Annotated in this window: 26 protein-coding genes; 14 read left to right on the top strand and 12 right to left on the bottom strand. The window is 72.8% G+C overall.

Annotated features, from left to right (window positions below; translation table 11 throughout):
• Genes ABEA42_RS03405 through ABEA42_RS03420 form a run of 4 tightly spaced genes read left to right on the top strand, consistent with a single transcriptional unit; the run spans nucleotide 1 to nucleotide 3447 of the window.
• Nucleotides 1-888 carry a M56 family metallopeptidase gene (locus ABEA42_RS03405; RefSeq protein WP_345501182.1) on the top strand — a complete coding sequence of 296 codons (888 nt, stop codon included), beginning with the start codon at nucleotides 1-3 and terminating at the stop codon, nucleotides 886-888.
• A gap of 8 nt (nucleotides 889-896) precedes the next feature.
• On the top strand, nucleotides 897-1412 hold the full coding sequence (locus ABEA42_RS03410) for a low molecular weight protein-tyrosine-phosphatase (protein WP_345501183.1): 516 nt from the start codon (nucleotides 897-899) through the stop codon (nucleotides 1410-1412).
• A gap of 47 nt (nucleotides 1413-1459) precedes the next feature.
• Nucleotides 1460-1846: a tetratricopeptide repeat protein gene (locus ABEA42_RS03415; protein WP_345501184.1), complete on the top strand. Its 387-nt coding sequence runs from the start codon at nucleotides 1460-1462 to the stop codon at nucleotides 1844-1846.
• Nucleotides 1847-1881: 35 nt separating this feature from the next.
• A complete protein-coding gene (locus ABEA42_RS03420; RefSeq protein ID WP_345501185.1) occupies nucleotides 1882-3447 on the top strand; it encodes an LLM class flavin-dependent oxidoreductase in 1566 nt (521 codons plus the stop codon).
• Between the two features lie 21 nt (nucleotides 3448-3468).
• On the opposite strand, the gene ABEA42_RS03425 is transcribed toward ABEA42_RS03420, so the two are convergent.
• Nucleotides 3469-4494 carry an aldo/keto reductase gene (locus tag ABEA42_RS03425; RefSeq protein WP_345501186.1) on the bottom strand — a complete coding sequence of 342 codons (1026 nt, stop codon included), beginning with the start codon at nucleotides 4492-4494 and terminating at the stop codon, nucleotides 3469-3471.
• Between the two features lie 98 nt (nucleotides 4495-4592).
• On the opposite strand from ABEA42_RS03425, the gene purB reads away from it, so the two are divergent.
• The 3 genes from purB to ABEA42_RS03440 are packed head-to-tail and all read left to right on the top strand — an operon-like array spanning nucleotide 4593 to nucleotide 6819.
• On the top strand, nucleotides 4593-6002 hold the full coding sequence (purB, locus tag ABEA42_RS03430) for an adenylosuccinate lyase (RefSeq protein ID WP_345501187.1): 1410 nt from the start codon (nucleotides 4593-4595) through the stop codon (nucleotides 6000-6002).
• Between the two features lie 51 nt (nucleotides 6003-6053).
• Complete coding sequence (locus ABEA42_RS03435) at nucleotides 6054-6404, top strand: DUF2568 domain-containing protein (protein ID WP_345501188.1); 351 nt, start codon at nucleotides 6054-6056, stop codon at nucleotides 6402-6404.
• 13 nt (nucleotides 6405-6417) lie between these two features.
• The gene (locus ABEA42_RS03440) at nucleotides 6418-6819 is read left to right on the top strand and encodes an MmcQ/YjbR family DNA-binding protein (RefSeq protein ID WP_345501190.1); all 402 of its coding nucleotides are present in this window, start codon (nucleotides 6418-6420) and stop codon (nucleotides 6817-6819) included.
• Between the two features lie 35 nt (nucleotides 6820-6854).
• On the opposite strand, the gene ABEA42_RS03445 is transcribed toward ABEA42_RS03440, so the two are convergent.
• Nucleotides 6855-7490 carry a VOC family protein gene (locus ABEA42_RS03445; protein ID WP_345501192.1) on the bottom strand — a complete coding sequence of 212 codons (636 nt, stop codon included), beginning with the start codon at nucleotides 7488-7490 and terminating at the stop codon, nucleotides 6855-6857.
• 48 nt (nucleotides 7491-7538) lie between these two features.
• On the bottom strand, nucleotides 7539-8366 hold the full coding sequence (locus ABEA42_RS03450; protein ID WP_345501194.1) for a TrmH family RNA methyltransferase: 828 nt from the start codon (nucleotides 8364-8366) through the stop codon (nucleotides 7539-7541).
• Between the two features lie 53 nt (nucleotides 8367-8419).
• Here ABEA42_RS03450 and ABEA42_RS03455 point away from each other — a divergent pair, with 53 nt between their 5' ends.
• A complete protein-coding gene (locus tag ABEA42_RS03455; RefSeq protein WP_345501196.1) occupies nucleotides 8420-9028 on the top strand; it encodes an LURP-one-related/scramblase family protein in 609 nt (202 codons plus the stop codon).
• A gap of 193 nt (nucleotides 9029-9221) precedes the next feature.
• Here ABEA42_RS03455 and ABEA42_RS03460 read toward each other — a convergent pair whose 3' ends face one another.
• From ABEA42_RS03460 to serS, 4 genes are all read right to left on the bottom strand, one after another.
• Nucleotides 9222-9401 carry a hypothetical protein gene (locus tag ABEA42_RS03460; protein WP_345501198.1) on the bottom strand — a complete coding sequence of 60 codons (180 nt, stop codon included), beginning with the start codon at nucleotides 9399-9401 and terminating at the stop codon, nucleotides 9222-9224.
• Between the two features lie 68 nt (nucleotides 9402-9469).
• Complete coding sequence (locus tag ABEA42_RS03465; RefSeq protein WP_345501199.1) at nucleotides 9470-10264, bottom strand: HAD family hydrolase; 795 nt, start codon at nucleotides 10262-10264, stop codon at nucleotides 9470-9472.
• 10 nt (nucleotides 10265-10274) lie between these two features.
• A complete protein-coding gene (locus tag ABEA42_RS03470; protein WP_345501200.1) occupies nucleotides 10275-11486 on the bottom strand; it encodes an alpha-hydroxy acid oxidase in 1212 nt (403 codons plus the stop codon).
• A gap of 136 nt (nucleotides 11487-11622) precedes the next feature.
• The gene (gene serS, locus ABEA42_RS03475) at nucleotides 11623-12885 is read right to left on the bottom strand and encodes a serine--tRNA ligase (protein ID WP_345501201.1); all 1263 of its coding nucleotides are present in this window, start codon (nucleotides 12883-12885) and stop codon (nucleotides 11623-11625) included.
• A gap of 75 nt (nucleotides 12886-12960) precedes the next feature.
• On the opposite strand from serS, the gene ABEA42_RS03480 reads away from it, so the two are divergent.
• The gene (locus tag ABEA42_RS03480; RefSeq protein WP_345501202.1) at nucleotides 12961-13599 is read left to right on the top strand and encodes a LysE family translocator; all 639 of its coding nucleotides are present in this window, start codon (nucleotides 12961-12963) and stop codon (nucleotides 13597-13599) included.
• A gap of 22 nt (nucleotides 13600-13621) precedes the next feature.
• Here the strand turns inward: ABEA42_RS03480 and ABEA42_RS03485 are convergent, their stop codons facing one another.
• Nucleotides 13622-14179 (bottom strand): DinB family protein, encoded by a 558-nt coding sequence (locus ABEA42_RS03485; protein WP_345501203.1) that lies wholly within the window; start codon nucleotides 14177-14179, stop codon nucleotides 13622-13624.
• Between the two features lie 47 nt (nucleotides 14180-14226).
• On the opposite strand from ABEA42_RS03485, the gene ABEA42_RS03490 reads away from it, so the two are divergent.
• The 4 genes from ABEA42_RS03490 to zwf all read left to right on the top strand — a co-directional run bounded on the left by ABEA42_RS03490 (nucleotide 14227) and on the right by zwf (nucleotide 18249).
• A complete protein-coding gene (locus ABEA42_RS03490; protein WP_345501205.1) occupies nucleotides 14227-15339 on the top strand; it encodes a diacylglycerol/lipid kinase family protein in 1113 nt (370 codons plus the stop codon).
• Complete coding sequence (locus ABEA42_RS03495) at nucleotides 15339-16058, top strand: phosphatase PAP2 family protein (RefSeq protein ID WP_345501206.1); 720 nt, start codon at nucleotides 15339-15341, stop codon at nucleotides 16056-16058. The genes ABEA42_RS03490 and ABEA42_RS03495 overlap by 1 nt, the downstream gene beginning before the upstream one ends.
• Before the next feature lie 8 nt (nucleotides 16059-16066).
• A complete protein-coding gene (locus tag ABEA42_RS03500) occupies nucleotides 16067-16687 on the top strand; it encodes a phosphatase PAP2 family protein (protein ID WP_345501208.1) in 621 nt (206 codons plus the stop codon).
• 134 nt (nucleotides 16688-16821) lie between these two features.
• On the top strand, nucleotides 16822-18249 hold the full coding sequence (gene zwf / locus ABEA42_RS03505) for a glucose-6-phosphate dehydrogenase (RefSeq protein ID WP_345501420.1): 1428 nt from the start codon (nucleotides 16822-16824) through the stop codon (nucleotides 18247-18249).
• Nucleotides 18250-18376: 127 nt separating this feature from the next.
• Here the strand turns inward: zwf and pheA are convergent, their stop codons facing one another.
• Both pheA and ABEA42_RS03515 read right to left on the bottom strand, forming a co-directional pair.
• Nucleotides 18377-19342, bottom strand: a complete 966-nt coding sequence (pheA, locus tag ABEA42_RS03510; protein ID WP_345501209.1) for a prephenate dehydratase — start codon at nucleotides 19340-19342, stop codon at nucleotides 18377-18379.
• 5 nt (nucleotides 19343-19347) lie between these two features.
• Nucleotides 19348-19758: a DUF4446 family protein gene (locus ABEA42_RS03515; RefSeq protein ID WP_345501210.1), complete on the bottom strand. Its 411-nt coding sequence runs from the start codon at nucleotides 19756-19758 to the stop codon at nucleotides 19348-19350.
• Between the two features lie 42 nt (nucleotides 19759-19800).
• Here ABEA42_RS03515 and ABEA42_RS03520 point away from each other — a divergent pair, with 42 nt between their 5' ends.
• On the top strand, nucleotides 19801-20421 hold the full coding sequence (locus tag ABEA42_RS03520; protein ID WP_345501211.1) for a TMEM165/GDT1 family protein: 621 nt from the start codon (nucleotides 19801-19803) through the stop codon (nucleotides 20419-20421).
• Between the two features lie 54 nt (nucleotides 20422-20475).
• Here ABEA42_RS03520 and ABEA42_RS03525 read toward each other — a convergent pair whose 3' ends face one another.
• The gene (locus tag ABEA42_RS03525; protein ID WP_345501213.1) at nucleotides 20476-21426 is read right to left on the bottom strand and encodes a D-2-hydroxyacid dehydrogenase family protein; all 951 of its coding nucleotides are present in this window, start codon (nucleotides 21424-21426) and stop codon (nucleotides 20476-20478) included.
• Between the two features lie 8 nt (nucleotides 21427-21434).
• The gene (locus tag ABEA42_RS03530; protein ID WP_345501214.1) at nucleotides 21435-22853 is read right to left on the bottom strand and encodes a glycosyltransferase 87 family protein; all 1419 of its coding nucleotides are present in this window, start codon (nucleotides 22851-22853) and stop codon (nucleotides 21435-21437) included.
• Between the last annotated feature and the right edge of the window lie 27 nt (nucleotides 22854-22880).

Raw genomic sequence — 22880 nt, forward strand, 5'->3', positions numbered from 1 at the left:
GTGGAGCTCGCGACGGCAGCACCCGTCGCACTGGCGCTCGGCGCGGCCCTGCTGGCCGGGCCCGGACCGCGGGCCATGGCCCGGCTGGCGCGGTTCCGCCGGGCGCCGTTCGAGGCGCTCGTGGTGTGGCAGTGCGTGGCACTGGCCGGGGTGGTCGCCGCCCTGGCCGTGGCGCCCGCGGCCGTCGCGACCGCCGCCCTGCCCGCCTGGGCGACCGCAGCCGCCCTGGCCCTCAGCGCGGCCATGCTGGCCCGGCTGCTCTGGTCGGGCCACCGGGTCGGCACGCGGCTGCGCACCGAGCGCCGCCGGCACCGCGAGCTCGTCGACGCCCTCGGCACCCACGACGACAGCCCCGCCACGAGGGCCGCGGGCAGCGAGGTGCGCGTGCTCGCCCACCCCACGCCCACGGCGTACTGCCTGCCCGGTCGGCGCCAGCGCGTGGTCCTCACCGAGGGGACGCTGCTGGCCCTCCCCGCCGACGAGCTGGCTGCGGTGCTGACGCACGAACGCGCCCACCTGCGGGCCCGGCACGACCTCGTCCTCGAGTTCTTCACCGTGCTGCACGAGGCGGTCCCGGCCCGTCTGCGCGCGGTGGAGGCGCTGCGCGAGGTACGGCTGCTCGTCGAGGTCCTCGCCGACCGCGCCGCCCGGCGGGTCGCCGGCCCCGTACCCCTCGCCCGTGCCCTCGTCAGCCTCGCCGGCGGAGCCCACCCCGACACCGCCCTCGGTGTCACCGACGGGACGCGGGGCGGCGGCTCGGTCACGCGCGACCGGATGCTGCTCCTCGCCGAACCGGACGCACCGTTCGCGCTGCGGGTCGCGATGCTGGCCTTCGCCGTGGCGGTGCTCGCGACCCCCGTGGTGCTGCTGGCGGTCGCGGTGGGTTGAATGGCGTCATGAGTGCGCACCGCCCCTACCGCGTGACCGTGGTCTGCACCGGCAACATCTGCCGGTCCCCCATGGGCGAGCTCCTGCTGCGCGAGCGCTTCGCCGAGGCGGGGCTCGCCGACCGGGTCGTCGTCGACTCCGCGGGCACGCACTCGTGGGAGGTGGGCAACCCGGCCGACCCCCGTACCCTCGCCGTCCTCGCCCGCAACGGGCACGACGACCTCGGCGGCGGCCACGTCGCGCGCAGGTTCGAGCGGGCGTGGCTCGACGAGGTCGACCTCGTCCTCGCCGCCGACTCGGGCCACCTGCGTGAGCTCACCGAGCTCGCCCGCACCGAGGAGCAGCGCGCCAAGATCCGGATGTTCCGCTCGTTCGACGCGGACGCGGCAGCGCGGGGAGACCTCGACATGGACGACCCCTGGTACGGCGACGACTCCGCGTTCGACCAGACCTACGCCGAGGTCACCGCGGCCGCCGACGGGGTGGTGGAGCACGTGCGCCGCGCCCTCACCAGCCGCGCCTGACCTCGACCCCCCGGGAATGGTTGAAATCGAAACCATGTTGTGAGGGCATGACCACGACGTCGACCCCGTTCAGCCTCCGCCTCTCCCTCGCCGAGGGCCTCGCCGACCGCGGTGACCACCTGGCCGCGGCGACGGCGTACGCGGAGCTGGTCGCCGAGGCGGGGCGCGAGGACCTCGGCCACGGGACAGCCGCGCTGCGCACGGCGCTGGCCCGGGCGTACTTCGGCTCAGCCCAGCTCGGGCGCGCCGAGGTGGTGCTGCGCGAGCTGGTCGAGCAGTCGCCGGACGACGGCTACCTGCACCTGCTGCTCGGGCGCACGCTGCAGCGCCAGCGCCGCCACGAGGAGGCCCGTCGGCACCTCACGCTCGCGAGCATCCTCGGTGACCACGAGCGCCCCACCGCCTACGGTGAGGCCGAGCGCGCCCACGCCTGAGGACGCCCGGTGCGCCCACGCCTGAGAGGACGACGATGACCGACTACGGGCACGAGCTGCACTTCGGGATCTTCCCGAGCCCCGACGCCGACCGCGCCGAGGACGTGCTCGCGATGAGCGAGGCCGCGGACGTCGGCGGCCTCGACCTCGTGACCATCCAGGACCACCCGTACCAGGCGAAGCACCTCGACGCCTGGACCCTCCTGTCGGTCATCGCCGCGCGGACCACGTCGATCCGGGTCGCGCCCAACGTCGCGAACCTGCCGCTGCGCCCTCCGGTCGTGCTCGCCCGCAGCGTCGCCACCCTCGACCGGCTCACGGGTGGCCGCGTCGAGCTCGGCCTGGGCACCGGTGCGTTCTGGGACGCGATCGTCGCCGCCGGGGGACCGCGCCGGACCCCGGGTGAGTCGGTCGAGGCCCTGGAGGAGGCCGTCGCGGTGATCCGTGGCGTCTGGTCGGGGCGCGGCTCGGTCACCCTCGACGGCGACCACTACCCGGTCAAGGGCCTGCACGCGGGGCCCGCACCGGCGCACGACGTCGAGATCTGGCTCGGCGCCTACAAGCCGCGCATGCTGCGCGTCACCGGTCGCCTCGCCGACGGCTGGCTGCCCAGCCTCGGGTACGCCGCGCCGGAGACCCTCTCGGCGATGAACGCCACCATCGACGAGGCCGCGGTGGCGGCCGGCCGCTCACCCCACGCCATCCGTCGCCTCTACAACGTCCACGGCCGGTTCGGGTCGGGCGCAGGCATGCTCGCGGGCCAGCCGCGCGACTGGGCCGAGCAGCTCGCGGAGATCACCCTCGACCAGGGCATGAGCACCTACGTCCTCGCCGTCAGCAGCGTCGACGACGTCGAGCGGTTCGCGGCCGAGGTGGCTCCGCTGACCCGCGAGCTCGTCGACACCGAGCGAGCCAGGGCCGCCGCCGGCGAGTCCCTCACCACGGGCGACGCCGCTGCACCGGCCGCGTCGGCACCGGACCGCAGGGAGGAACCCACCCCGCAGGCCGGCCCGCTCGCAGTACGGACCACCACGGCTCCGGACACGCACGTGCCGGCCGACGTGTGGGACGAGTCGTCCCGGCCGAGCGCACCCGTCGACCCCACCGAGCGGTTCACCCCGGGCCAGCAGGCCACGGGGCAGCACCTCGTGGACGTGCACGACCACCTGCGCGGCGAGCTCGAACGTCTGCGCGACGTCGTCGAGCAGGTCGCCCAGGGTGAGGTCGACGCAGGCCGGGCGCGCAACATCATCAACGAGCTGACCATGCGCCAGAACAACTGGACCCTCGGCGCCTACTGCGCGTCGTACTGCCGCGTCGTCACCGGCCACCACACGCTCGAGGACCGCTCGGTGTTCCCGCACCTGCGCCACAGCGACCCCCGGCTCGCCCCGGTCATCGACCGCCTCGAGCAGGAGCACCGCGTCATCCACGACGTTCTGGAGCAGGTCGACCACGCCCTCGTGCAGATGGTCTCCGGAGAGAAGGGGACCTCGGTCGTCCGCGAGGCCGTGGACCTGCTCGGCGCGACGCTGTTGTCGCACCTGTCGTACGAGGAGCGCGAGCTGGTCCCCGCCCTCTCGCGGCACGGCTTCAGCTGAGCCGGGCCGCGAGGGCGGCGGTCAGACGGTGACGGAGCGGTGGCGCTGACCGATGCCGGCGGCGCCGTACGGGTAGTCGTCCATCTGCGGGGCGCTGACCTTCGTGAGCCGGTCGAGCTGCTCGGTGGTGAGGTCGAGGTCGGCGGCCGCGAGGTTGTCCTCGAGCTGGGTGACGTTGCGGGCCCCGAGGATGACCGAGGTGACCGCGGGCTGGGCGGCGACCCAGGCCAGCGCGACCTGTGCCGAGCTCACGCCGGCCTCCTTCGCGACCTCGCCCACGGCGTCGATGACGGCCCAGGTGCGCTCCTGCTTGTTGCGCGGGCCCCAGGCCTCCATGCCGCGCTCCGGGTCCTCACCGAGGCGGGACTCCCCCGTCGGGGTCGTGTCGCGCTGGTACTTGCCCGTCAGCCAGCCACCGGCGAGCGGCGACCACGGCAGCAGCCCGAGCCCACCGTCGAGGCAGGCCGGGACGACCTCGTGCTCGATGTCGCGGACCAGCAGGTTGTACTGCGGCTGCAGCGTCACGGGCGGGGTCCAGCCGTGCTCGCGGGCGGTGTGCACGGCCTTGGTGACCTGGTAGCCGAGGTAGTTGGAGAAGCCGTAGTAGGAGATCTTGCCCGCGGCCACGGCGTCGTCGAGGAAGCGCAGCGTCTCCTCGAGCGGGGTCACCGCGTCCCACGCGTGCATCTGGTAGAGGTCGACGTGGTCGACGCCGAGCCGGGTCAGGGAGGCGTCGAGCGCCTGGCGCAGGTGGCGACGCGAGAGGCCGAGGTCGTTGTGTCCCTCCCCCATGGGGAAGCGGCCCTTGGTGGCGATGACGAGGTTCTTCGCGTCGTCGGGGTGGGCCTTGAGCCAGCGCCCGATGATCTCCTCCGAGACGCCGGAGGAGTAGACGTCGGCGGTGTCGAGGAACGTGCCGCCCGCCTCGACGAACGCCTCCGTGATGGCGCCGGAGGTGGCTTCGTCGGCCTCCGCCCCGAAGGTCATCGTGCCGAGGCACTGGGTGGAGACGACGGTGCCGCTGGATCCTAGGGTGGTGTAGCGCATGGCTCCCACCGTATGCCGCGCTGCGTGGGACCGCTCGGCCGCCGGCCCACGGCGGACGGGTGTACGGAGCGGTGCCGGCCCTCTGGGAGACTGGCGCCATGGCCTCGCTTGCTGACGCGACCCCCTCCATCGCCCTGGGCTCCCTCGACGGCCGCTACCGCGGCGTCGTCGCGCCCCTCGTCGACCACCTCTCCGAGCCGGCGCTCAACCGGGCCCGCGTCCGGGTCGAGGTCGAGTGGCTGGTCTGGCTGACCACCCACCAGGTCGTCCCGGGCGTCCGCGCCCTCACCGACGCGGAGCAGGCCGCCCTGCGCCAGGTCGTCGACGACTTCGGCGCGGCCGAGATCGCCGAGATGGCCGAGATCGAGCGCGAGACGCTGCACGACGTCAAGGCCGTCGAGTACTTCCTCAAGCGCCGCCTCACGGCGATCGCCCCCGCCCCCGAGGACGCCGGCCTGGCCGAGCTCATCCACTTCTGCTGCACCAGCGAGGACATCAACAACCTGTCCTACGCGCTGATGGTGCAGGGCGCCGTGCGCGAGGTGTGGCTGCCCCGCGCCACCCGCCTCGTCGAGGCCGTCGCCACGATGGCCTCGGACCTTCGCGAGGTGCCCCTTCTCGCCCACACCCACGGCCAGCCGGCGACGCCGACGACCATGGGCAAGGAGCTCGCCGTCCTCGCCCACCGCCTCGGCCGGCAGCTGCGCCGCATCGAGGGCGCCGAGTACCTCGGCAAGCTCAACGGCGCGACCGGCACCTACGGCGCGCACCTCGCGGCGGTGCCCGAGGCCGACTGGCCGGCGCTGAGCCGCGGGTTCGTCGAGTCCCTGGGCCTGCAGTGGAACCCGCTCACCACCCAGATCGAGAGCCACGACTGGCAGGCCGAGCTGTACGCCGACATCGCGCGGTTCAACCGCATCCTGCACAACCTCTGCACCGACGTGTGGACCTACATCTCGATGGGCTACTTCGCCCAGGTCCGCGGCCAGGGCACGGTCGGGTCCTCGACGATGCCCCACAAGGTCAACCCGATCCGCTTCGAGAACGCCGAGGCCAACCTCGAGGTCAGCAACGCCCTGCTCGACGTGCTGGGGTCGACGCTGGTCAACAGCCGCCTGCAGCGCGACCTCACCGACTCCTCGATGCAGCGCAACATCGGGTCAGCGTTCGGCCACTCGCTGCTCGCGATCGACAACGCCGAGCGCGGCCTCGCCGGGCTCGACGCGGTCCCGGCCGCCATGGCCGCCGACCTCGACGCCAACTGGGAGGTGCTCGGCGAGGCGGTGCAGTCGGCGATGCGCGCCCTCGGCGCCCAGGGCGTGGCCGGCATGGAGAACCCGTACGAGCGCCTCAAGGAGCTCACCCGCGGCCGCCGGATCACCGGTGAGGACCTGCGCGAGTTCGTCGGGGGGCTCGGCCTGCCCGACGACGTCGCGACGCGTCTCGCGGCGATGACCCCGGCCACCTACATCGGCGCCGCGCCGGAGCTCGTCGACTACCTCGACTGACGCCCGCACCCGGCTCTCGACGCGACGAGGGCCAGGGGACAGACTGTGCGCGTGGCCGCTCTGGGGTGGATGGTGCTCGCGCTGGTGTTCCTCGACGAGGTGCTCGCGGCCGTGGCCGCCGGGGTGTGGGGCCAGCACACCGGCGGGCCCGCGCTCGCCGTGGCCGCCCCGGTCGCGGTCGTCGCCGTGTGGTGGGCGTTCGCCTCGCCCAAGGCACGGTACGGCGGCCCCGTGGTGCGTCCGGTCGTCAAGGTCCTCGTCTTCGGCCTCGCCTCAGCGGGCCTGTGGGCCGCCGGCCACCCGACGGCCGCCGTGGCGCTGCTGGTGTTCTCGGTCGTCGTCAACGCGCTGGCCCAGCTGCCCTCCGTCCGCGCGCTCGTCGCGGAGCCGGTGACCCCGTGAAGGCCGCGACGCCGTGACCGCGCGCCCAGCGAGGCTGGCGGACCTGGCCGAGATCGCGCTGGGGCTGCCCGAGGTGCAGGAGGGCACGACCTGGGGGCGCCCCGCCTACGTCGTGCGCAAGAAGGCCTTCGTGCACTTCCGCGAGCCGCGCCCCGATGCCGTCGACCCCGACACGGGCGAGCGGATGGACGACGTCATCTGCTTCTCCGTCGGCGACCAGAACGACAAGGACGCCCTGGTCGCCTCCGAGAGCCCGTGGTTCACCACACCGCACTTCGACGGCTACAACGCCGTGCTGCTGCGCGAGCGCGACCTGGGGCGGCTGACGCGGCGGGAGCTCGAGGAGGTCGTCACCGACGCCTGGGCCGCCCGGGCACCGAAACGCCTCGTCGAGGCGTACTTCGACGAGGCGTGAACGGCGCGTCCGGGACGACCCGGACGGCGGGCGGGTCAGACGGTGACCTTGCCCTGGGGGGTGTCGAACGTCACCGCGAGCAGGCCGGGGGTGCCATGCGGGGCGACGAAGGTGAAGTCGATGACCGAGGACGTCTCATCGGCCGGCAGGTTGAGCCAGTCGCGGACCCGGGCGGGGTCGCCGGCGATCTGCAGGCCGTCGATGGTGACCTCGGTGTGGGCCGACGTCGAGGGGTGCAGGCTCGGGTCGTCCCACTTGATGAAGAAGGGCAGCTGCGGGTCGGAGATCAGGCCCTTGACGCCGAGCTGGCGCCAGCGCAGCTCCACCCCGTCGGGGCGGTGCCGGTTGCCGACGACGGCCTCACGTCCGATGCGCTGCTCGTAGGGAGCGAGGTCGTCGACCGCGACGACCCAGCCGAGCCACCCACCGCCCGCCTCGGACCGGGCCCGGACGGCCTGCCCGAACGGGGCCTTGTCGGACGCGGGGTGGTCGAGCACCTCGACGACCTCGACGTAGCGGTCGTGGGCCAGGGGGAGGATCACGTTCCTGGTGCCGAACCGGGGGTGGATGCCCCCGTCGACTGCGTCCACCCCGATGACCTTCGACAGGCGAGCCGCAGTGGCCTTCAGGCCGTCGCGCTCAGCCGCATACGAAACATGGTCAACTCGCATACCCGACATCGTGACACACCCCGGGGAGTGCTCCTGACACGGGTGTGGTCAGTGTGACGGCCGGGCCCCGGCGGCGCCTCGCTGGCGGACCGCCTCGTAGATGACGATGGCTGCGGAAGTGGCGACGTTGAGCGAGTTCGCCTTGCCCACCATGGGAATTCGCACCTTGTACGCAGCGTGCTCGAGGACCTCGTCAGTCAGCCCGTACTTCTCGGCGCCCACGGCGATGGCGACGGGCCCGGTGTAGTCGACGTCGGTGTAGTCCAGGTCGGTGTCCGGGGTGGTCGCAACGAGGGCGATGCCACGGGCGTCCAGCCACGCCAGGGTCGCGGCGGTCGAGTCGCTGGCCACCGGGACGGAGAAGACGGTGCCCTTGGAGGCGCGCACGAGGTTGGGGTTGCCCCAGTCGGTCACGGGGTCGGCCGCGATGACCGCCTCGGCGCCGGCCGCGTCCGCGGTCCGGAGCATCGCGCCGAGGTTGCCGGGCTTCTCCACGCCCTGGCACAGGACGGTCAGGGCGGACGGGCCCACCCGCAGGTCGGCGCAGCGCCGGGCCACGGCCGGGACCACCGCGATGAAGCCGTCGGGTCCCTCCCGGTACGCCGCCTTCTCGAACGGTCCGCGCGACACCTGCACCGTGTCGACGCCGGCCCGCCGCACCTCCTCGACGACCTGCAGCTGGGTCTCGGGGTCGAGCATGAGCTCGGGGCAGTAGTAGAGGGCCTCCGGCAGCACGCCGGCGTCGAGGGCGAGGGCCAGCTCCTCGTACCCCTCGATGAGGGTCTGGCCGGTCTCCTCCCGGGTGCGGCGCCGCCGCAGCGCGGCGAGTGCCTTGAGCCTCGGGTTGGAGGGCGAGGTGATGTTCAGGTCAGCCATGGCGCGCCCCAGCATGGCAGGTGGGCCCCCTGTGATCGTGCAGACTGTCCGCCATGAGCCAGACTGCCGTCACCGAGCGCTACGCCCTTCGACAGAAGATCACCATGATGGTGAACCGCTACGAGATCCGCACCGTCGACGCCGGCGGCAACGAGGGCCCGGTCCTCGCGGTCGCACAGCAGAAGCGGATGGCGTTCAAGGAGCAGGTGACCTTCTACGCCGACGAGGCGCGCAAGCAGCCGGTCTTCTCCTTCAAGGCCCGCCAGCGGATCGACCTCGGGGCGACGTACGACGTGTTCGACGCGGACGGGGCGCCGATCGGGTGGTTCCGCAAGGACTTCGGCAAGTCGCTGCTGCGCTCGTCGTGGCACCTGGGCACCGCCGACGGGCTCGAGGCGTTCGGCACCGAGCGCAACAAGAACGTCGCGATCGCCCGCCGCGCCTGGGAGTTCGTGCCCTACGTCGGCGAGATCCCGCTGCCGTTCCTGTTCCACTTCGACTTCACCGCGCCGGACGGCACCCTCGTGCTGAGCTCGGAGCGCAAGCGGTCCCTGCGTGACCGCTACGACATCCACGTGCCGCAGGCGGCCAACGGGTGGCAGCTCGACTGGCGCGTCGGCCTCGCGATGGCCGTGGCCCTGGACGCTCTGCAGTCCCGCTGACCCCCGGTCGCGCCTGCCCCGCCACCACTTCTTCCACCCGGTCAGCAGTGGTGGCCAGGGCGCCGGATCGGCCACCACTTCTGGCATGCCGCCACCAGTGGTGGGGCGGCGCCGCTCAAGCCTCACTGGGCGAGTCCCTGTCCCGGCCCGGGTCCTTCTGTTCCGAGCACCGGCCGTCTGAGACCCAGAGCGACTAGGGCAGCGTCCGCCGAGGTCCAGCGAGGAAGGGCATCGGCGTGCCCGGGGTCTGGATGCCGCCACGAACGAGCTCGACGAGTTCCGGGAGGTCCTCGTCACGCAGGACCCTGAGCTCCAGGGAGGCGCAGGAGATCCTCAGCGCGAACGGCTGGAGGACTTCCTCCAGGGTGAGCATGCTGCATTCTTTCCGGGAACAAGCGCTGGTGCCTGTCGGGCGCACCGCGGCAACAGGGACACGCGCTGTCAGAGCAGGGAGAGCAGCACCGGGACGAGGCCGTCCTCGTCGACGTCGAGGGTGACCTCGTCGGCGACGGCCTTGACCTCGTCCGGGGCGTTGCCCATGGCCACGCCGCGGGCCGCCCACTGCAGCATCTCGAGGTCGTTGCGCTGGTCGCCCACGGCCACGGTGTGGCGCGGGTCGACGTCGAGGCGGCGGCGCAGGATCTCCAGGGCCGAGCCCTTGGAGACCCCTTCGGGGTTGAGGTCGAGCCAGGCGCTGAACCCGACCGCGTAGTTGACACCGTGGAGGCCGATCCGCTCGGTCAGCTCGAGGAAGTCCTGGGCGGTGCCGGTCGGGGAGCGGAAGGTCACGCGGGTGACCGGCTCGGCCACGAGCTCCTCCCACGGCACGACCCGCAGCTCGCCCTGCAGCTCGCCGTCGGGGAAGGGCGCGCTCAGCTTGAACCCGACCCCCAGGTCCTCGACCGCGATCACGGCGTCGGGCCACTCGTCGCGCAGCAGGTTCAGGGCCGGCGCCGGGTCGAAGGTGACGGCCTCGACCACGCGGAAACCCTTGTCCTCAGCGGGATCCAGCTCGAGGGTGACCGCGCCGTTGGAGCACACGGCATACCCGGTGCTGATGCCCAGCTCCTCGAGGATGAAGGTGGTCGCGGGGATCGACCGTCCGGTCGCGATGATCACGTGGTGCCCGGCGTCCACCACGGCCCGGACCGCCGCGCGGACGTCCAGGGACAGCTCACCGGCATGGTTGATGGTCGTGCCGTCGACGTCGAGCGCGACGAGGTGGGGGCGGGCCATGGGCCCGAGCCTACGGAAGGCGCACGTGCTGCGGCCCGAGGTCCGCGATCCGGCGCGCGCCGAGCAGGGCCATGGTGCGCCGCGCCTCGGCCGTGAGGATGTCGGCGGCCCGCTGCACCCCGGCCTCGCCACCGGCCATGAGGCCGTACAGGTAGGCACGGCCGACCATGACGCTGCTGGCCCCGAGGGCGATGGCCGCGACGACGTCGGCGCCGGACATGACGCCGGTGTCGAGCATGATCTCGGCGTCGTCCCCGAGCGCCTCGCGGACGTCGGGCAGCAGCCGCAACGGCACCGGCGCACGGTCGAGCTGCCGGCCGCCGTGGTTGGACAGGACGATCGCGTCGACCCCCGCGTCCATGACGAGCCGGGCGTCGTGCACCGTCTGGATGCCCTTGATGACGAGCGGGCCGTCCCAGCAGGACCGCACCCACTCGAGGTCGGCCACCGTCATGGTCGGGTCGAAGAGCGTGTTCAGCAGCTCGGCGACCGTGCCGTCCCACGACGCGAGGGAGGCGAAGGTCAGCGGCTCGGTGGTCAGCAGGTTGACCCACCAGGACGGGTGGAGCGCCGCGTCGGCGACCGTCCTCACGGTCAGGGCCGGCGGGATGGCGAACCCGTTGCGGGTGTCGCGCAGCCGCGCCCCCGCGACCGGCACGTCGACGGTGAGGACCAGCGCCTCGTACCCCGCCTCCTTGGCGCGCGTCATCAGCTCCTCGCCCGCGCTGCGGTCCTTCCAGACGTAGAGCTGGAACCACTTGCGGGCGTTCGGTGCGGCTGCGGCGACGTCCTCGATCGAGGTCGTGCCCATCGTGGACAGCGAGTAGGGGATGCCCACACGGTCGGCGACCCGGACGACGGCCCGCTCACCCTCGTGCTGCATCATCCGCGTGAACCCGGTGGGGGCGAAGGAGAACGGCAGCGCGGACGGCTTGCCGAGGAAGTCGGTCGACAGGTCGATGGCGGAGACGTCCTGCAGGATCGCCGGGTGGAACTCCAGGCCGGCGAACGTCGCCCGTGCGCGGCGCAGGCTGATCTCCGCCTCCGCGGCACCGTCGGTGTAGTCGAACACCGAGGTGGGTGTGCGCCGCTTGGCCACCCTGCGCAGGTCGGCGATGGTGAGCGCCGAGTCGAGCCGGCGCTTCGTCGCGTCGAGCTCGATGGGCTTGGGCCGCAGCAGCGGCTTGAGCTCGGACCACTTGGGCAGCTGACGGTCGCTCATGCGACCGACGCTACCCGCGCCCCACCCCGACTTCTTGCCCGGTCGCCACCGTTCCTGGCCCGTTTCGGGCCGCGAACGGTGCGCGGCGGGCAAGAAGTCGCAGGAGGGAGGGGGGACGGGGGTCGGGCGAGGCGGGTCAGACGGGCTTGAGCACCTCGAGGCCGAGGAAGGGCTGCAGCGCCTTCGGCACGACGACCGAACCATCGGCCTGCTGGTGGTTCTCGAGGATGGCAACCAGCCAGCGCGTCGTGGCGAGCGTGCCGTTGAGCGTGGCGACGGCGCGGGTGCCCTGGCCGAACGGGTCGCGCTCGCGCGTGTTGAGGCGACGCGCCTGGTAGGTCGTGCAGTTCGAGGTCGACGTCAGCTCGCGGTAGCGGCCCTGGGTCGGGACCCACGCCTCGCAGTCGAACTTGCGGGCGGCGGGGCCGCCGAGGTCGCCGGCCGCGGTGTCGATGACGCGGTAGGGCACCTCGATCTTGGCGAGCATCTCCTTCTCCCACGCGAGCAGCCGCTGGTGCTCCGCGGCGGCGTCCTCGACGCGGCAGTAGGTGAACATCTCGACCTTGTGGAACTGGTGCACGCGGATGATGCCGCGGGTGTCCTTGCCGTGCGACCCGGCCTCGCGGCGGTAGCAGGCCGACCAGCCGGCGTAGCGCTTCGGTCCGGCGGACAGGTCGAGGATCTCGTCGGCGTGGTAGCCGGCGAGCGCGACCTCGGAGGTGCCGGTGAGGAACAGGTCGTCGGCCTCGAGCCGGTAGACCTCGTCGGCGTGCTTGTCGATGAAGCCGGCCCCGGCCATGACGTCGGTCTTGACGAGGGTGGGCGTGATCATCGGGGTGAACCCGTGCTCGACGGCCTGGGCGATACCCATGTTGAGCAGCGCCAGCTCGAGCCGCGCACCGACGCCGGTGAGGAAGTAGAACCGCGAGCCGCCGACCTTGGCGCCGCGCTCCATGTCGATCGCCGCGAGGGACTCCCCGAGGGCGAGGTGGTCCCTGGGCTCGAAGTCGAACTCCGGCACGTCGCCCACGGTCTCCAGGACGGTGTAGTCGTCCTCGCCACCGACGGGCACGCCGTCCTCGACGACGTTGCCGACCTGGCGGATCAGCGTGCCGAGCGAGGCCTGAGCGGTGTCGGCGTCGGCCTGCAGCTGCTTGACCCGGGCCGCCATCTCCTTCGTGCGCGCGAGCAGCGCCTGCTTCTCCTCGCCCTGCGCCTGCGCGACCTGCTTGCCCAGCGACTTCTGCTCGGCCCGCAGCTGCTCGAACTCCGTCAGGGAGGAGCGGTGCACCTGCTCGGCAGCGAGGATCGCGTCGACGACCCCCTCGTCCTCACCACGGGCGCGCTGCGAGGCGCGGACGCGGTCCGGGTCCTCGCGCAGGAGCTTGATGTCGATCACGCGGGCCAGCCTAGCGAGCGTCCACCAGTCGATTTCCCGTTGCCTCCCGCGCGGGCCACCGCCCATCCTTCGGGTATGCCGTCCGCCGCCACCCTGGGCGCCTTCGCCCTCGCCGCCACCGCGCTCATCCTGCTGCCGGGGCCTGCGATGCTGTTCCTCATCTCGCGGGGCATCGGGCACGGCAGCCGCCGGCTCGCGCTCGCGTCGATGGCGGGCATCGAGACGGCGACCGCGCTCATGGTCGTGGCCACCGCGTTCGGGCTGTCCGCCGTCATCAGCTCCTCGGTCCTGGCCTTCTCGGTCGTGAAGTACGCCGGCGCGGCATACCTGCTCTGGCTGGCGGTCCGCGAGTTCCGCAGCAAGGGGCACTTCGCCCTCGACCGTGCGCCGGTCACGAACTCGCGTCGCGCGTTCGGCGACGCGTTCCTCGTCGGCATCTCCAACCCCAAGACGGCCGTCTTCTTCGTCGCGTTCTTCCCGCAGTTCCTGCACCGCGAGTCCGGGCCGGTCTGGTCGCAGGTGCTGGTGCTCGGCGCCGTCTTCGTCCTCATCGGCGCGGCCTTCGACAGCGTCTACGCCCTGTCCGCCGGCTCCATCGGCCGTTGGCTCGGGCGCCACCCGAGGGCCGTCGAGCGGCAGAAGTACGTCTCGGGCTCGATCTTCCTCGTCATGGGTGGGGCGGCCGCGCTCACCGGCCACCCGCACAAGGCCTGACGCGGCTGAGGCGCCAGCGACGTCAGCGGTCCGCGGCGGTGGGCACGGCGCCGACGTCGACGAGGTGGTGCGCGAGGTCGTGCAGCATGTACTGGCCGAGGGTGAGCACGGTGAACTCGGAACCGTTGCTGCGCAGTCCGCGCCGCTGCCAGGCGTCCCCGTCGACCTCGCCGAAGGTGCGGTGCGTCGCGACCGCCGCCTCGACCAGCTCGTCGGCGACCACTGCCGGGTCCTGCTCGCGGTAGCGACCGGCCGCGGCCGCCTCGTCCTGGTCCCAGTTGGCGAACTGCGCCCCGTCCTGGTCCAGCATCTGCCGCACCCGGCCCTCGAAGACCCGGCACACGTCGCGGACGTGGCAGGCGTACTCCAGCGGCGACCAGACGTCCGGCCGCGGCCGGTCGGCCACATCGGCTCCCTCGAGGACGGTGCGCCAGGGCGCGGTCAGCGACAGGGTCTGCTCGGCCACCTGGGGTGCGGTGACGGCGCCGGCCTCGAACCCGCAGTCCGGGCAGCGCCGGTCGAGCGTCCAGGTCCAGTCCTTGGTGTCCGGCTCCACCGGGTCGGCCGCTGCGTCGCTCATGTGCAGACAGTACGGCAGCCGGTCGGCGCGCCCTGTAGCGTCGCCCCGTGCTCCGCGAACACTCCGGTTGGGTCGCCCTCGTGGTGGTCGTCCTCGTCGTCCTCGTCCTCCTCGGTGTTGCCGGGTGGGCCGGGATGCGCGGAAGCAGGTCGGCTGGTGCCCATCGAGGACGCCGGTGGGGGCGTCGCCCGCACCGCAACGACTTCCGCCCGGAGGGCACCGTGTCCGAGACCCCCACCCGTCGCGCGGCGATCATCATCAACCCGACCAAGTTCGACGACCTGCCGGCGGTGAAGCGGCAGATCACCGAGGAGTCGGCGGCGCTGGGCTGGGCCGCCCCCCTCTTCCTGGAGACCACGCAAAAGGACGTCGGGCAGGGCCAGACCCGCCAGGCGCTCCAGCAGGAGGTCGACCTCGTCTGCCCCCTCGGCGGTGACGGCACCGTCCGCGCGGTCGCGGAGGCCCTCGTCGGCAGCGACACCCCCATCGGGCTGCTGCCCGGCGGCACCGGCAACCTCCTGGCCCGCAACCTCGACCTGCCGGTCGACGACCTCGGCGACGCGCTGCGCGTCGCCCTGACGGGCCAGAACAAGCGGGTCGACGTCGGCCGCCTCACGATCGACCAGTCCGGGGAGCACGAGCGCCCCGCCCAGCACATCTTCCTCGTCATGGCCGGCCTCGGCTTCGACGCCGCGATCATGGCCGACGCCCCCGAGGGCCTCAAGGCCAAGGTCGGGCCCGCGGCGTACGTCGTGTCCGGTGCCAAGAACCTGCGCGGCGCGCAGTTCAAGGTTCGCGTCAAGATCGACGACCAGGAGGAGTTCAGCCGCCGCGCCCGCACCGTCGTCATCGGCAACTGCGGCAAGCTGCTCGGTGGGTTGGTCCTCATGCCCGAGGCAGAGGTCGATGACGGCCTGCTCGACACCGTGGTCCTCTCGCCCAAGGGCGTCGTCGGCTGGGCCGCGGTCGCCGCCCGGATCGCCTCCAAGAAGCGCTCCGGCCACGAGCGGGTCGACCACCACACCAGCGAGACCGTCCGGGTGCGTGCCGACCGGCCGCAGGAGGTGCAGATCGACGGCGACACCCTGGGCAAGGCCCGGGCCATCGCCGCCGAGATCGTGCCCGGCGCCCTCGTCGTCCGCGTCGGGTCACCGACCTGATGGGTGCCTCGGCGGCCTCGGCGCGGGACGAGCGCGCGGCCCCCGGTCCCAGCCGGGCGGTGCGCCTGGTCCGCGGCGTGGTCGCCATGGTGCTGTTCACGCTGCCCGTGCTGTTCCTCGGGTTCGCGGTCCGCCAGCAGCTCGACCCGCTGATCCGGTTCGACGAGGACGTCATCCGCGCCACGACGACGGCCACCCGCGAGCACGGGCTGTCGGGGCTGTTCCTGTTCATCCAGGCCGTGAGCCAGCCCTGGGTCGTCTACGTCCTGGCGACGGCGGTCTGCCTGTGGACGTGGCTGCGCAAGGGCCTGCGCAGCCGGGCGCTGTGGGCGTTCGTGACGATGATGGTGTCCTGGAACGTCGGCCTGCAGGCCAAGTCCCTCGTCGGCCGGGCCCGTCCCGTGGTGCAGGACCCGATCTCCCACGCCCCGGGCTACTCGTTCCCCTCGGGCCACGCGTTCAACATCGCGGTGGTGGCCACGGTCATGGTCTTCCTGCTGTGGCCGCTGCTCTCCCGGACCGGCCGGCGGGTCGCCGTCACCGTCGCCGTGGTGGTCGTCCTGGTCGTCGGGCTCGACCGGCTCATGGTCGGCGCGCACTTCCCGTCCGACGTCCTTGCCGGGTATGTGCTCGGCGTTGGCATTACGTTCTCCTCATGGCTCGGATTCATTGGCAAGAAGGCCGCGACCTCGTCACCAGGACCGTCCTCCCCGGCATAGGGGTCTGGGTGGTCGTCGTGGCGCTCGGCCTGCTCATCACCGGGCCGCTGTCGGTCATCGACCACCACGAGGACCGCATCTCGGCGGACTTCAACCGCGCGCGCACCGACACCCTCGACCCGTTCAGCGCGGTGTTCTCGCACGTCGGCAACACCGAGTACGTCATCGGGATCTGCCTGCTCGTCGTGGCGGTCCTGTACTGGCGCACGCGCGACCTGCGCTGGTCCCTGGTGCCACTCGTCTCGATCTCGCTCCAGGCCACGATCTTCCTGTTCGCGACGATGGCCGTGGGGCGCCAGCGCCCGCCGGCCATCCCGATGGACGCCTCGCCGCCCACGTCGAGCTTCCCCAGCGGGCACACCGGCGCCTCGACCGCGCTGTACTTCTCGCTCCTGCTCATGGCCTCGACCCGTATCGAGCGGGCCGGGCTGCGACGCCTCGTCATGGGCGTCTGCGCGGTGCTCCCCGTCCTCGTCGGGCTGGCACGGCTCTACCGCGGCGCCCACCACATCTCCGACGTGGTGGTGGCGATGATGAACGGCGTCGCCTGCGCCCTGCTCGCCTTCCACTGGTGGAAGGCCACCCGTCGGCAGACCGTCGCCCACCGGGTCAGGGCCGCCACGGCCTGAGGTCCTGCTCCAGCGACACCCGTGCACTGCCCCCGCCCCGGTGGGATAGTCGGCAGGTGCCCGAGCCCACTGCGCACCGCGCCCAGACCATCTCCTACCCGGCGACCGCGGACGCGCGGGCCTCGCGCGCCGCCCTGGAGCGGGCCGAACCCCACGTCGTCGTCATCTTCGGGGCCACCGGCGACCTCGCCCGCCGCAAGCTGCTGCCCGCGCTGGCCCACCTCGCCGCCTCCGAGCTCGCACCCGCCATACGCGTCGTCGGCACCTCGCTGGAGGAGATGACCGACGCCGAGTTCCGCGAGTTCGCCCGCGCGGCGATGGAGGAGTACGGCACCCACCGGCTGACCGCCGAGCAGTGGGACCGGTTCGACGACAACCTCGTCTACGTCCCGCAGTCGGCCGGGGCCGGGCCGCTCGCCGACGCGGTGCACCGCGCGGAGGCCGAGCTCGGGCCGGAGGCGCTGCGCCTGCACTACCTGTCCGTGCCCCCTCGGGCTGCCGTCGCGGTCATCCAGGTGCTGCGCGAGGCCGAGCTCGTCGAGCGGTCGCGCGTGGTGATGGAGAAGCCGTTCGGCGAGGACCTCGAGAGCGCGATCGCGCTCAACGACCGGGTGCACGAGACGTTCGACGAGAGCCAGATCTTCCGCATCGACCACTTCCTCGGCAAGGAGGCGGCCCAGAACATCCTCGCGTTCCGCTTCGCCAACGGCCTCTTCGAGCCGATCTGGAACCGCAACTTCATCGACCACGTGCAGATCGACATCCCCGAGACCCTGGGCCTGGACCAGCGCGCCGGCTTCTACGAGGCGACCGGCGCCTACAAGGACATGGTCGTCACGCACCTGTTCCAGGTCATGGCGTTCGTGGCCATGGAGCCGCCGACCGCGCTGGAGCCGAGGGCCATCTCGGAGGAGAAGAACAAGGTCTTCCGGTCGCTGCTGCCGGTCGAGCCGCACGACGTCGTGCGCGGCCAGTTCGCCGGCTACACCAGTCTCGACGGGGTGCCGGGCGACTCCGACACCGAGACGTTCATCGCCCTCAAGTGCGGCCTGGACAACTGGCGCTGGGCGGGGGTGCCGTTCTACCTGCGCACCGGCAAGCGGATGGCAGAAGGCGCGCGGATCATCTCGATCGCGTTCAAGGAGGCGCCGCGGTCGATGTTCCCGGCGCACTCGGGTGTGGGCAACGCGGGACCGGACCACCTCACCTTCGACCTCGCGGACGAGTCCAAGGTGTCGCTGTCGTTCTACGGCAAGCGCCCCGGGCCGGGCATGCGGCTGGAGAAGCTGTCGATGCAGTTCTCCACCCAGGAGACCGAGCGGGCCGGTGACGTCCTGGAGGCCTACGAGCGCCTCATCCTCGACGCCATGCGCGGCGACCACACCCTGTTCACCACCGCCGACGGCATCGAGTCGCTGTGGGAGCGGTCTGCGCCGCTGCTGGCGAACCCGCCCGAGGTGAAGTCCTACCCGCCGGGCACGTGGGGCCCCAACGCCATACACCAGCTCATCGCCCCGCACGCCTGGCGCCTGCCCTTCGAACGCGTCTGGCGCGAGAAGTAGCCACCCCTCCCCGGCAAACCCCCGCCCGGCCCCCTCCCCCGGCAAAACGCTGGTTGCCCGGCAAAGGTCGGGACGACAACCCGCGGGTCGGCGGGCAACCGGCGTTTTGCGGGAGTCGTCCGGCGGGTCAGGTGGTCCGCAGGGAGTGCAGCCAGCTGCGGGCCTCGGCGAACGCCTCGTCCGTGGTGTGCGGGGTGACCCGGACCGCCGTACCGTGCGCGGCCGGGTAGCTGCCGAGGAACCGCACCTCGGCGCAGACGCGCTTGAGCCCGAGCAGCGCCTCGCCGACCCGCTCGTCGAGGACGTGGCCCTCGATGTCGACCGAGAAGCAGTAGCTGCCCATCGAGGCCTTGGTCGGGCGTGACTCCAGCCGCGACATGTTGATCCCGCGCACCGCGAACTGCTCGAGCAGCTCGAGCAGGCCACCCGCGTGGTCGTCACGCTGGAACAGCACGAGCGTCGTCTTGTCGGCGCCGGTCCGCCCCGGGAGCCGCCCGGGCCGGGCGACCAGCACGAACCGGGTGACGGCCGCGGCGTTGTCGCCGATGTCCTCGGCGAGCACCTCGAGCCCGTGGTTGCGCGCGGCCACGGGGGCACAGACCGCCGCCTGGTATGCCGCGTGCTCACCCTCGTCGCGCACACCGTCACCGGCGAGCCCGGCCGCCGCTGCCGCGGTCGACAGAGTGGGGACGTACGTGGCGTCCGGCAGCCGTTCGTCCATCCAGCCGCGGACCTGGGCCCACGCGTGGCTGTGCGTGCCGACCGCGCGGACCTGCTCCAGCGGGGTACCCGGTCGGGCGGCGAGCACGAACGTGATCGGCACGAGGACCTCGGCCACCACGACGAGGGGGTCGCCGCTCGCGAGGGCGTCGAGGGTCGCGCTGACGCCACCCTCGACGGAGTTCTCGATGGGCACCATCGCGCCGTCGACCTCACCCGCCCGCAGGAGCGCCAGAGCGGCGTCGACGGAGCCGCAGGGCCGCTGCTCCGCACCTTCCGACGGCCCCCAGGCGTCGAGGGCCATCTGGGTGAAGGTGCCCTCGGGTCCGAGGTAGGCGTAGCGGGCGGTGGCGGAGGCGGTCGGGGCGCTCATCGGGGTCAGGCCTTCTCTCCGGTGCGCGCCGCAGCGAGAGCCTGCTGCTCCTCAGGGGTCAGGGTCGCGTCCGAGCCGCCGCCGACGACCCCCTTGGCGTAGGTGCGCGACTCGCCGCGCGCGTGGATCGAGGAGAAGACCAGCCCGTCCCCGCGGTCGTCGACCACGGCGGCGCTGAACGACAGCCGCCCACCCATGTCGCCGAACGCGTCGTAACGCACCACGGCCACGTGCCGCAGCGCCTGGGCGATGTCGGAGCGCAGGGCCGCGAGGTCGCCGACGCCGACCGGGCGCTGGGACTCGACGTGCCGCAGCCGGGCGCGCGCCTGTGCCACCTGGGCGACGGCCCAGCCCGCGACGGCCAGCGCGAGCGCGGCGACGACGAGTGCGGTCAGGGCCACGGCGGAGTCGGACACCCCGGAAGCGTATTGGTGGCGCGCCGATACAGTCGACGCCCTATGGAACTCAGCCTCCTCACCGTCGCCATCGTCTTCGGCGCGATCTTCCTCGTGGAGCTCCCCGACAAGACCTTCATCGCCACCCTCGTGCTCGCCACGCGGTTCCGGCCGCTGTTCGTGTGGATCGGGGTGTCGCTGGCCTTCCTCGTGCAGACGCTCGTGGCGGTCTCGGTGGGTGGACTGCTCGCCCAGCTGCCGAGGCGCCCGGTCGAGGTGTTCGCCGCGGTGATGTTCCTCGTCGGCGGGGTGCTGCTGCTGCGCGGCGCGTCCAAGGCCGACGAGGAGGAGAAGGAGGCCGAGGAGGAGTTCTCCCACAAGGGCGCGGCGACGGCGGTGGGGCTCAAGGCCATCGGTGTCTCGTTCGGGGTGCTGTTCCTCGCTGAGTGGGGCGACCTGTCGCAGATCCTCACCGCCACCCTGGTGCTGCGCTACCACGAGCCGCTGTCGGTGTTCCTCGGCGCGTTCCTCGCCCTGGTCGTCATCTCCGGCCTCGCGACGATCCTCGGCCGGGTGCTGCTCGCGCGGGTGAAGCTCGCGACGATCCGGCGGGTCGGCGGCACCGTGTGCCTGCTCCTCGCGCTCGTGACCGCGCTGGAGATCGTGGGCGTCTTCCACCGCTGACCGCGCACCACACTGTGGCGCCGGTACGTGGCGGTGCGGCGTGGGCCGGCCGGGTCAGGGACGGGTCGGCGCGACCACGTTGACCGGCTCGCCGGCCGCGAAGGCGAGGACCTGCTCGACGGCGGTGCCGTAGAGGCTCTCGAGCACGTCCCACGTGACGTAGCCGAGGTGGGGCGTCGCTGTCACGCCCGGCAGGGCCAGCAGGGGGTCGGCCGCGTCGAGCACCGGCTCGGAGTCGAACACGTCGACCGCGGCCCGCCCTGGACGGCCCGCGGCCACGGCGGCCGCGAGCGCACCCGACTCCACCAGCCCCGCCCGGGACGTGTTGACGAAGAGCGCGCCGGGCTTCATCAGGGCCAGGTCAGCCGCGGTGACGATGCCGCGGGTCTCCTGCGTGAGGGGCAGGTGGACGCACAGCACGTCGGCGCCGGCGAAGAAGGCCTCCCGGCTGGGGGCCACGTCGTACCCGGCCTCGCGGGCCCGCGCCTGCGAGCCCTCCCGCCCCCAGCACACCACCCGCATGTCGAACGCCCGGCCGACCGCGGCGACCCGGCTGCCGATGCGGCCGAGCCCGTAGACGCCCAGGGTCAGGCCGGCGACCGAGGTCCCGACCGACCCCTGCCAGCGTCCCTCGCGCAGTCGGGAGACCTCGGCGGGCAGGTGGCGCAGGGCCGACAGGACCAGGCCCCAGGTCAGCTCGGCCGTCGCAGCGGCTGACCCCGCGCCTCCGGCGCACACCGTGATGCCGCGCCCGGCGAGCGCGTCGAGGTCGAGGTGGCCGGTGTTGCGCCCGGTCTGGCTGACCAGCCTGACGGTGTCGAGCCGCTCCACCACGTCCCGTGGCAGTGCGGTGCGCTGCTGGAGCAGGACCACCGCGTCGAACCCGTGCAGCCGCTCCACCAGGGCGTCCCCGGTCACCGCATCGGGGAAGGTCACCACCTCGTGGCCGTCGAGCCGGCGGGCCGCGTCGAGCCGGCCGAACGCGGACTGGAAGTCGTCGAGCACGGCGACCCTCACCGGCCGACCACCCCGGTGCGCGCGTCGGTCGTCCCCACCGGCTCCCGGGTGGACTCCTCCACGGGCTCCGGACCGTCGTCCCCGCCGGGGTCAGCGCCCGGCAGCTCGGCGCGACGTACGGCAGCGGGCAGGTGCAGCGCCCACCACAACAGGGCCAGCGCGAGCAGCGAACCGAAGGTGTCGGCGTTCTGCAGGATGCGTCCCGGCCACTGCGGCCAGTGCGGGTGGCTGAGCCAGGAGATGCCCCACCACGGCATCCGGCAGAGGAAGAACCCCGTGACGACCGCAGCCGCGACGAGCCGCCGGCGGTCACGCCACGGGTCGGCGCCGAGGACGGCAAACACGACCACGACCATCCAGTGCAGGTGGTGGATCCACGCGACGGGCGACAGCAGCACAGCCATCAGGCCGACCGCGGCGACCTCGCTGATCGAGTCGCCGGCGAGGTGGGCCCGGCGGGCGAGGGCGTAGCCGACCACACCGACGACGGCCACGAGGACCAGCCACAGGGCGTTGCCGGCGAGGCCGTCGGGGCGGCCCACCCGCAGCAGGAAGCCGCGGATGCTCTGGTTGGAGGTGCCGGCGTTGGGCCCGAGGCGGGTGGGGTCCTGCAGCGCCCCGCCCCAGAACGCGAACGACGCCTCGGGCAGCACCAGCCACGCCCCGACGGTGACGGCGACGGCGGTGCCGACGGCGGTCGCCGCCTCCTTCCAGCGGCGGTTGACGAGGTAGTGGACGACGAAGACGCCGGGGGTGAGCTTGATCGACATGGCGAGCCCCACGAGGACGCCGGGGGGTATGCGGCGCAGCACACCGGGGCGTGGGCGCCGCAGGTCCATGAGGCACGCGAGCACCATGAAGGCGTTGACCTGGCCGAACCGCAGGCCGTCCGAGACCGGGTGCAGCCAGAGCATCGGCACCGTGAGCAGGGCCAGGGTGACGGGGGCGAGGGGACCGGTGCGGTGGATGAGCCGCCAGCCGGCGTACCAGACGATGGCCGTGGTGGCGGCGACCTGCGCAGCGGTCCACAGCCACCCGACCACGCCGAACGGCAGCAGCGCGAGCGGCACCGCGATGACCGCGGCGAAGGGCGGGTAGGTGAAGGGCAGCAGCTGCGGCGCCTCGGTCATCGCCGAGTAGATGGGGCGGCCGGTGAGGATCGAGACGCCCGCCTCGCGGTAGACCTCGACGTCGACCTGCCACTGGTCCAGCGGCCAGAAGACGAGGTAGCGCAGCACGGGTACCGCGGCCCCGGCCAGGATGATGACGACGGCGAGCGTCCAGCGGGCCCGGCTCGACCACCCGCCGATGCGGGCGGACGCGCGGCTGGCGAGGGCGCCGAGGCGGGAGGTGGCGGCGCCGACACCTCGTGGCGGGCGTCCGGGGGGCGCCGTGGCCGGGGTCGTCGTCGTCACGCGCCCATTCTTGCGCGTCCCCCGACC

This window comes from Pedococcus ginsenosidimutans (assembly GCF_039544395.1).
Lineage (GTDB): Bacteria > Actinomycetota > Actinomycetes > Actinomycetales > Dermatophilaceae > Pedococcus > Pedococcus ginsenosidimutans.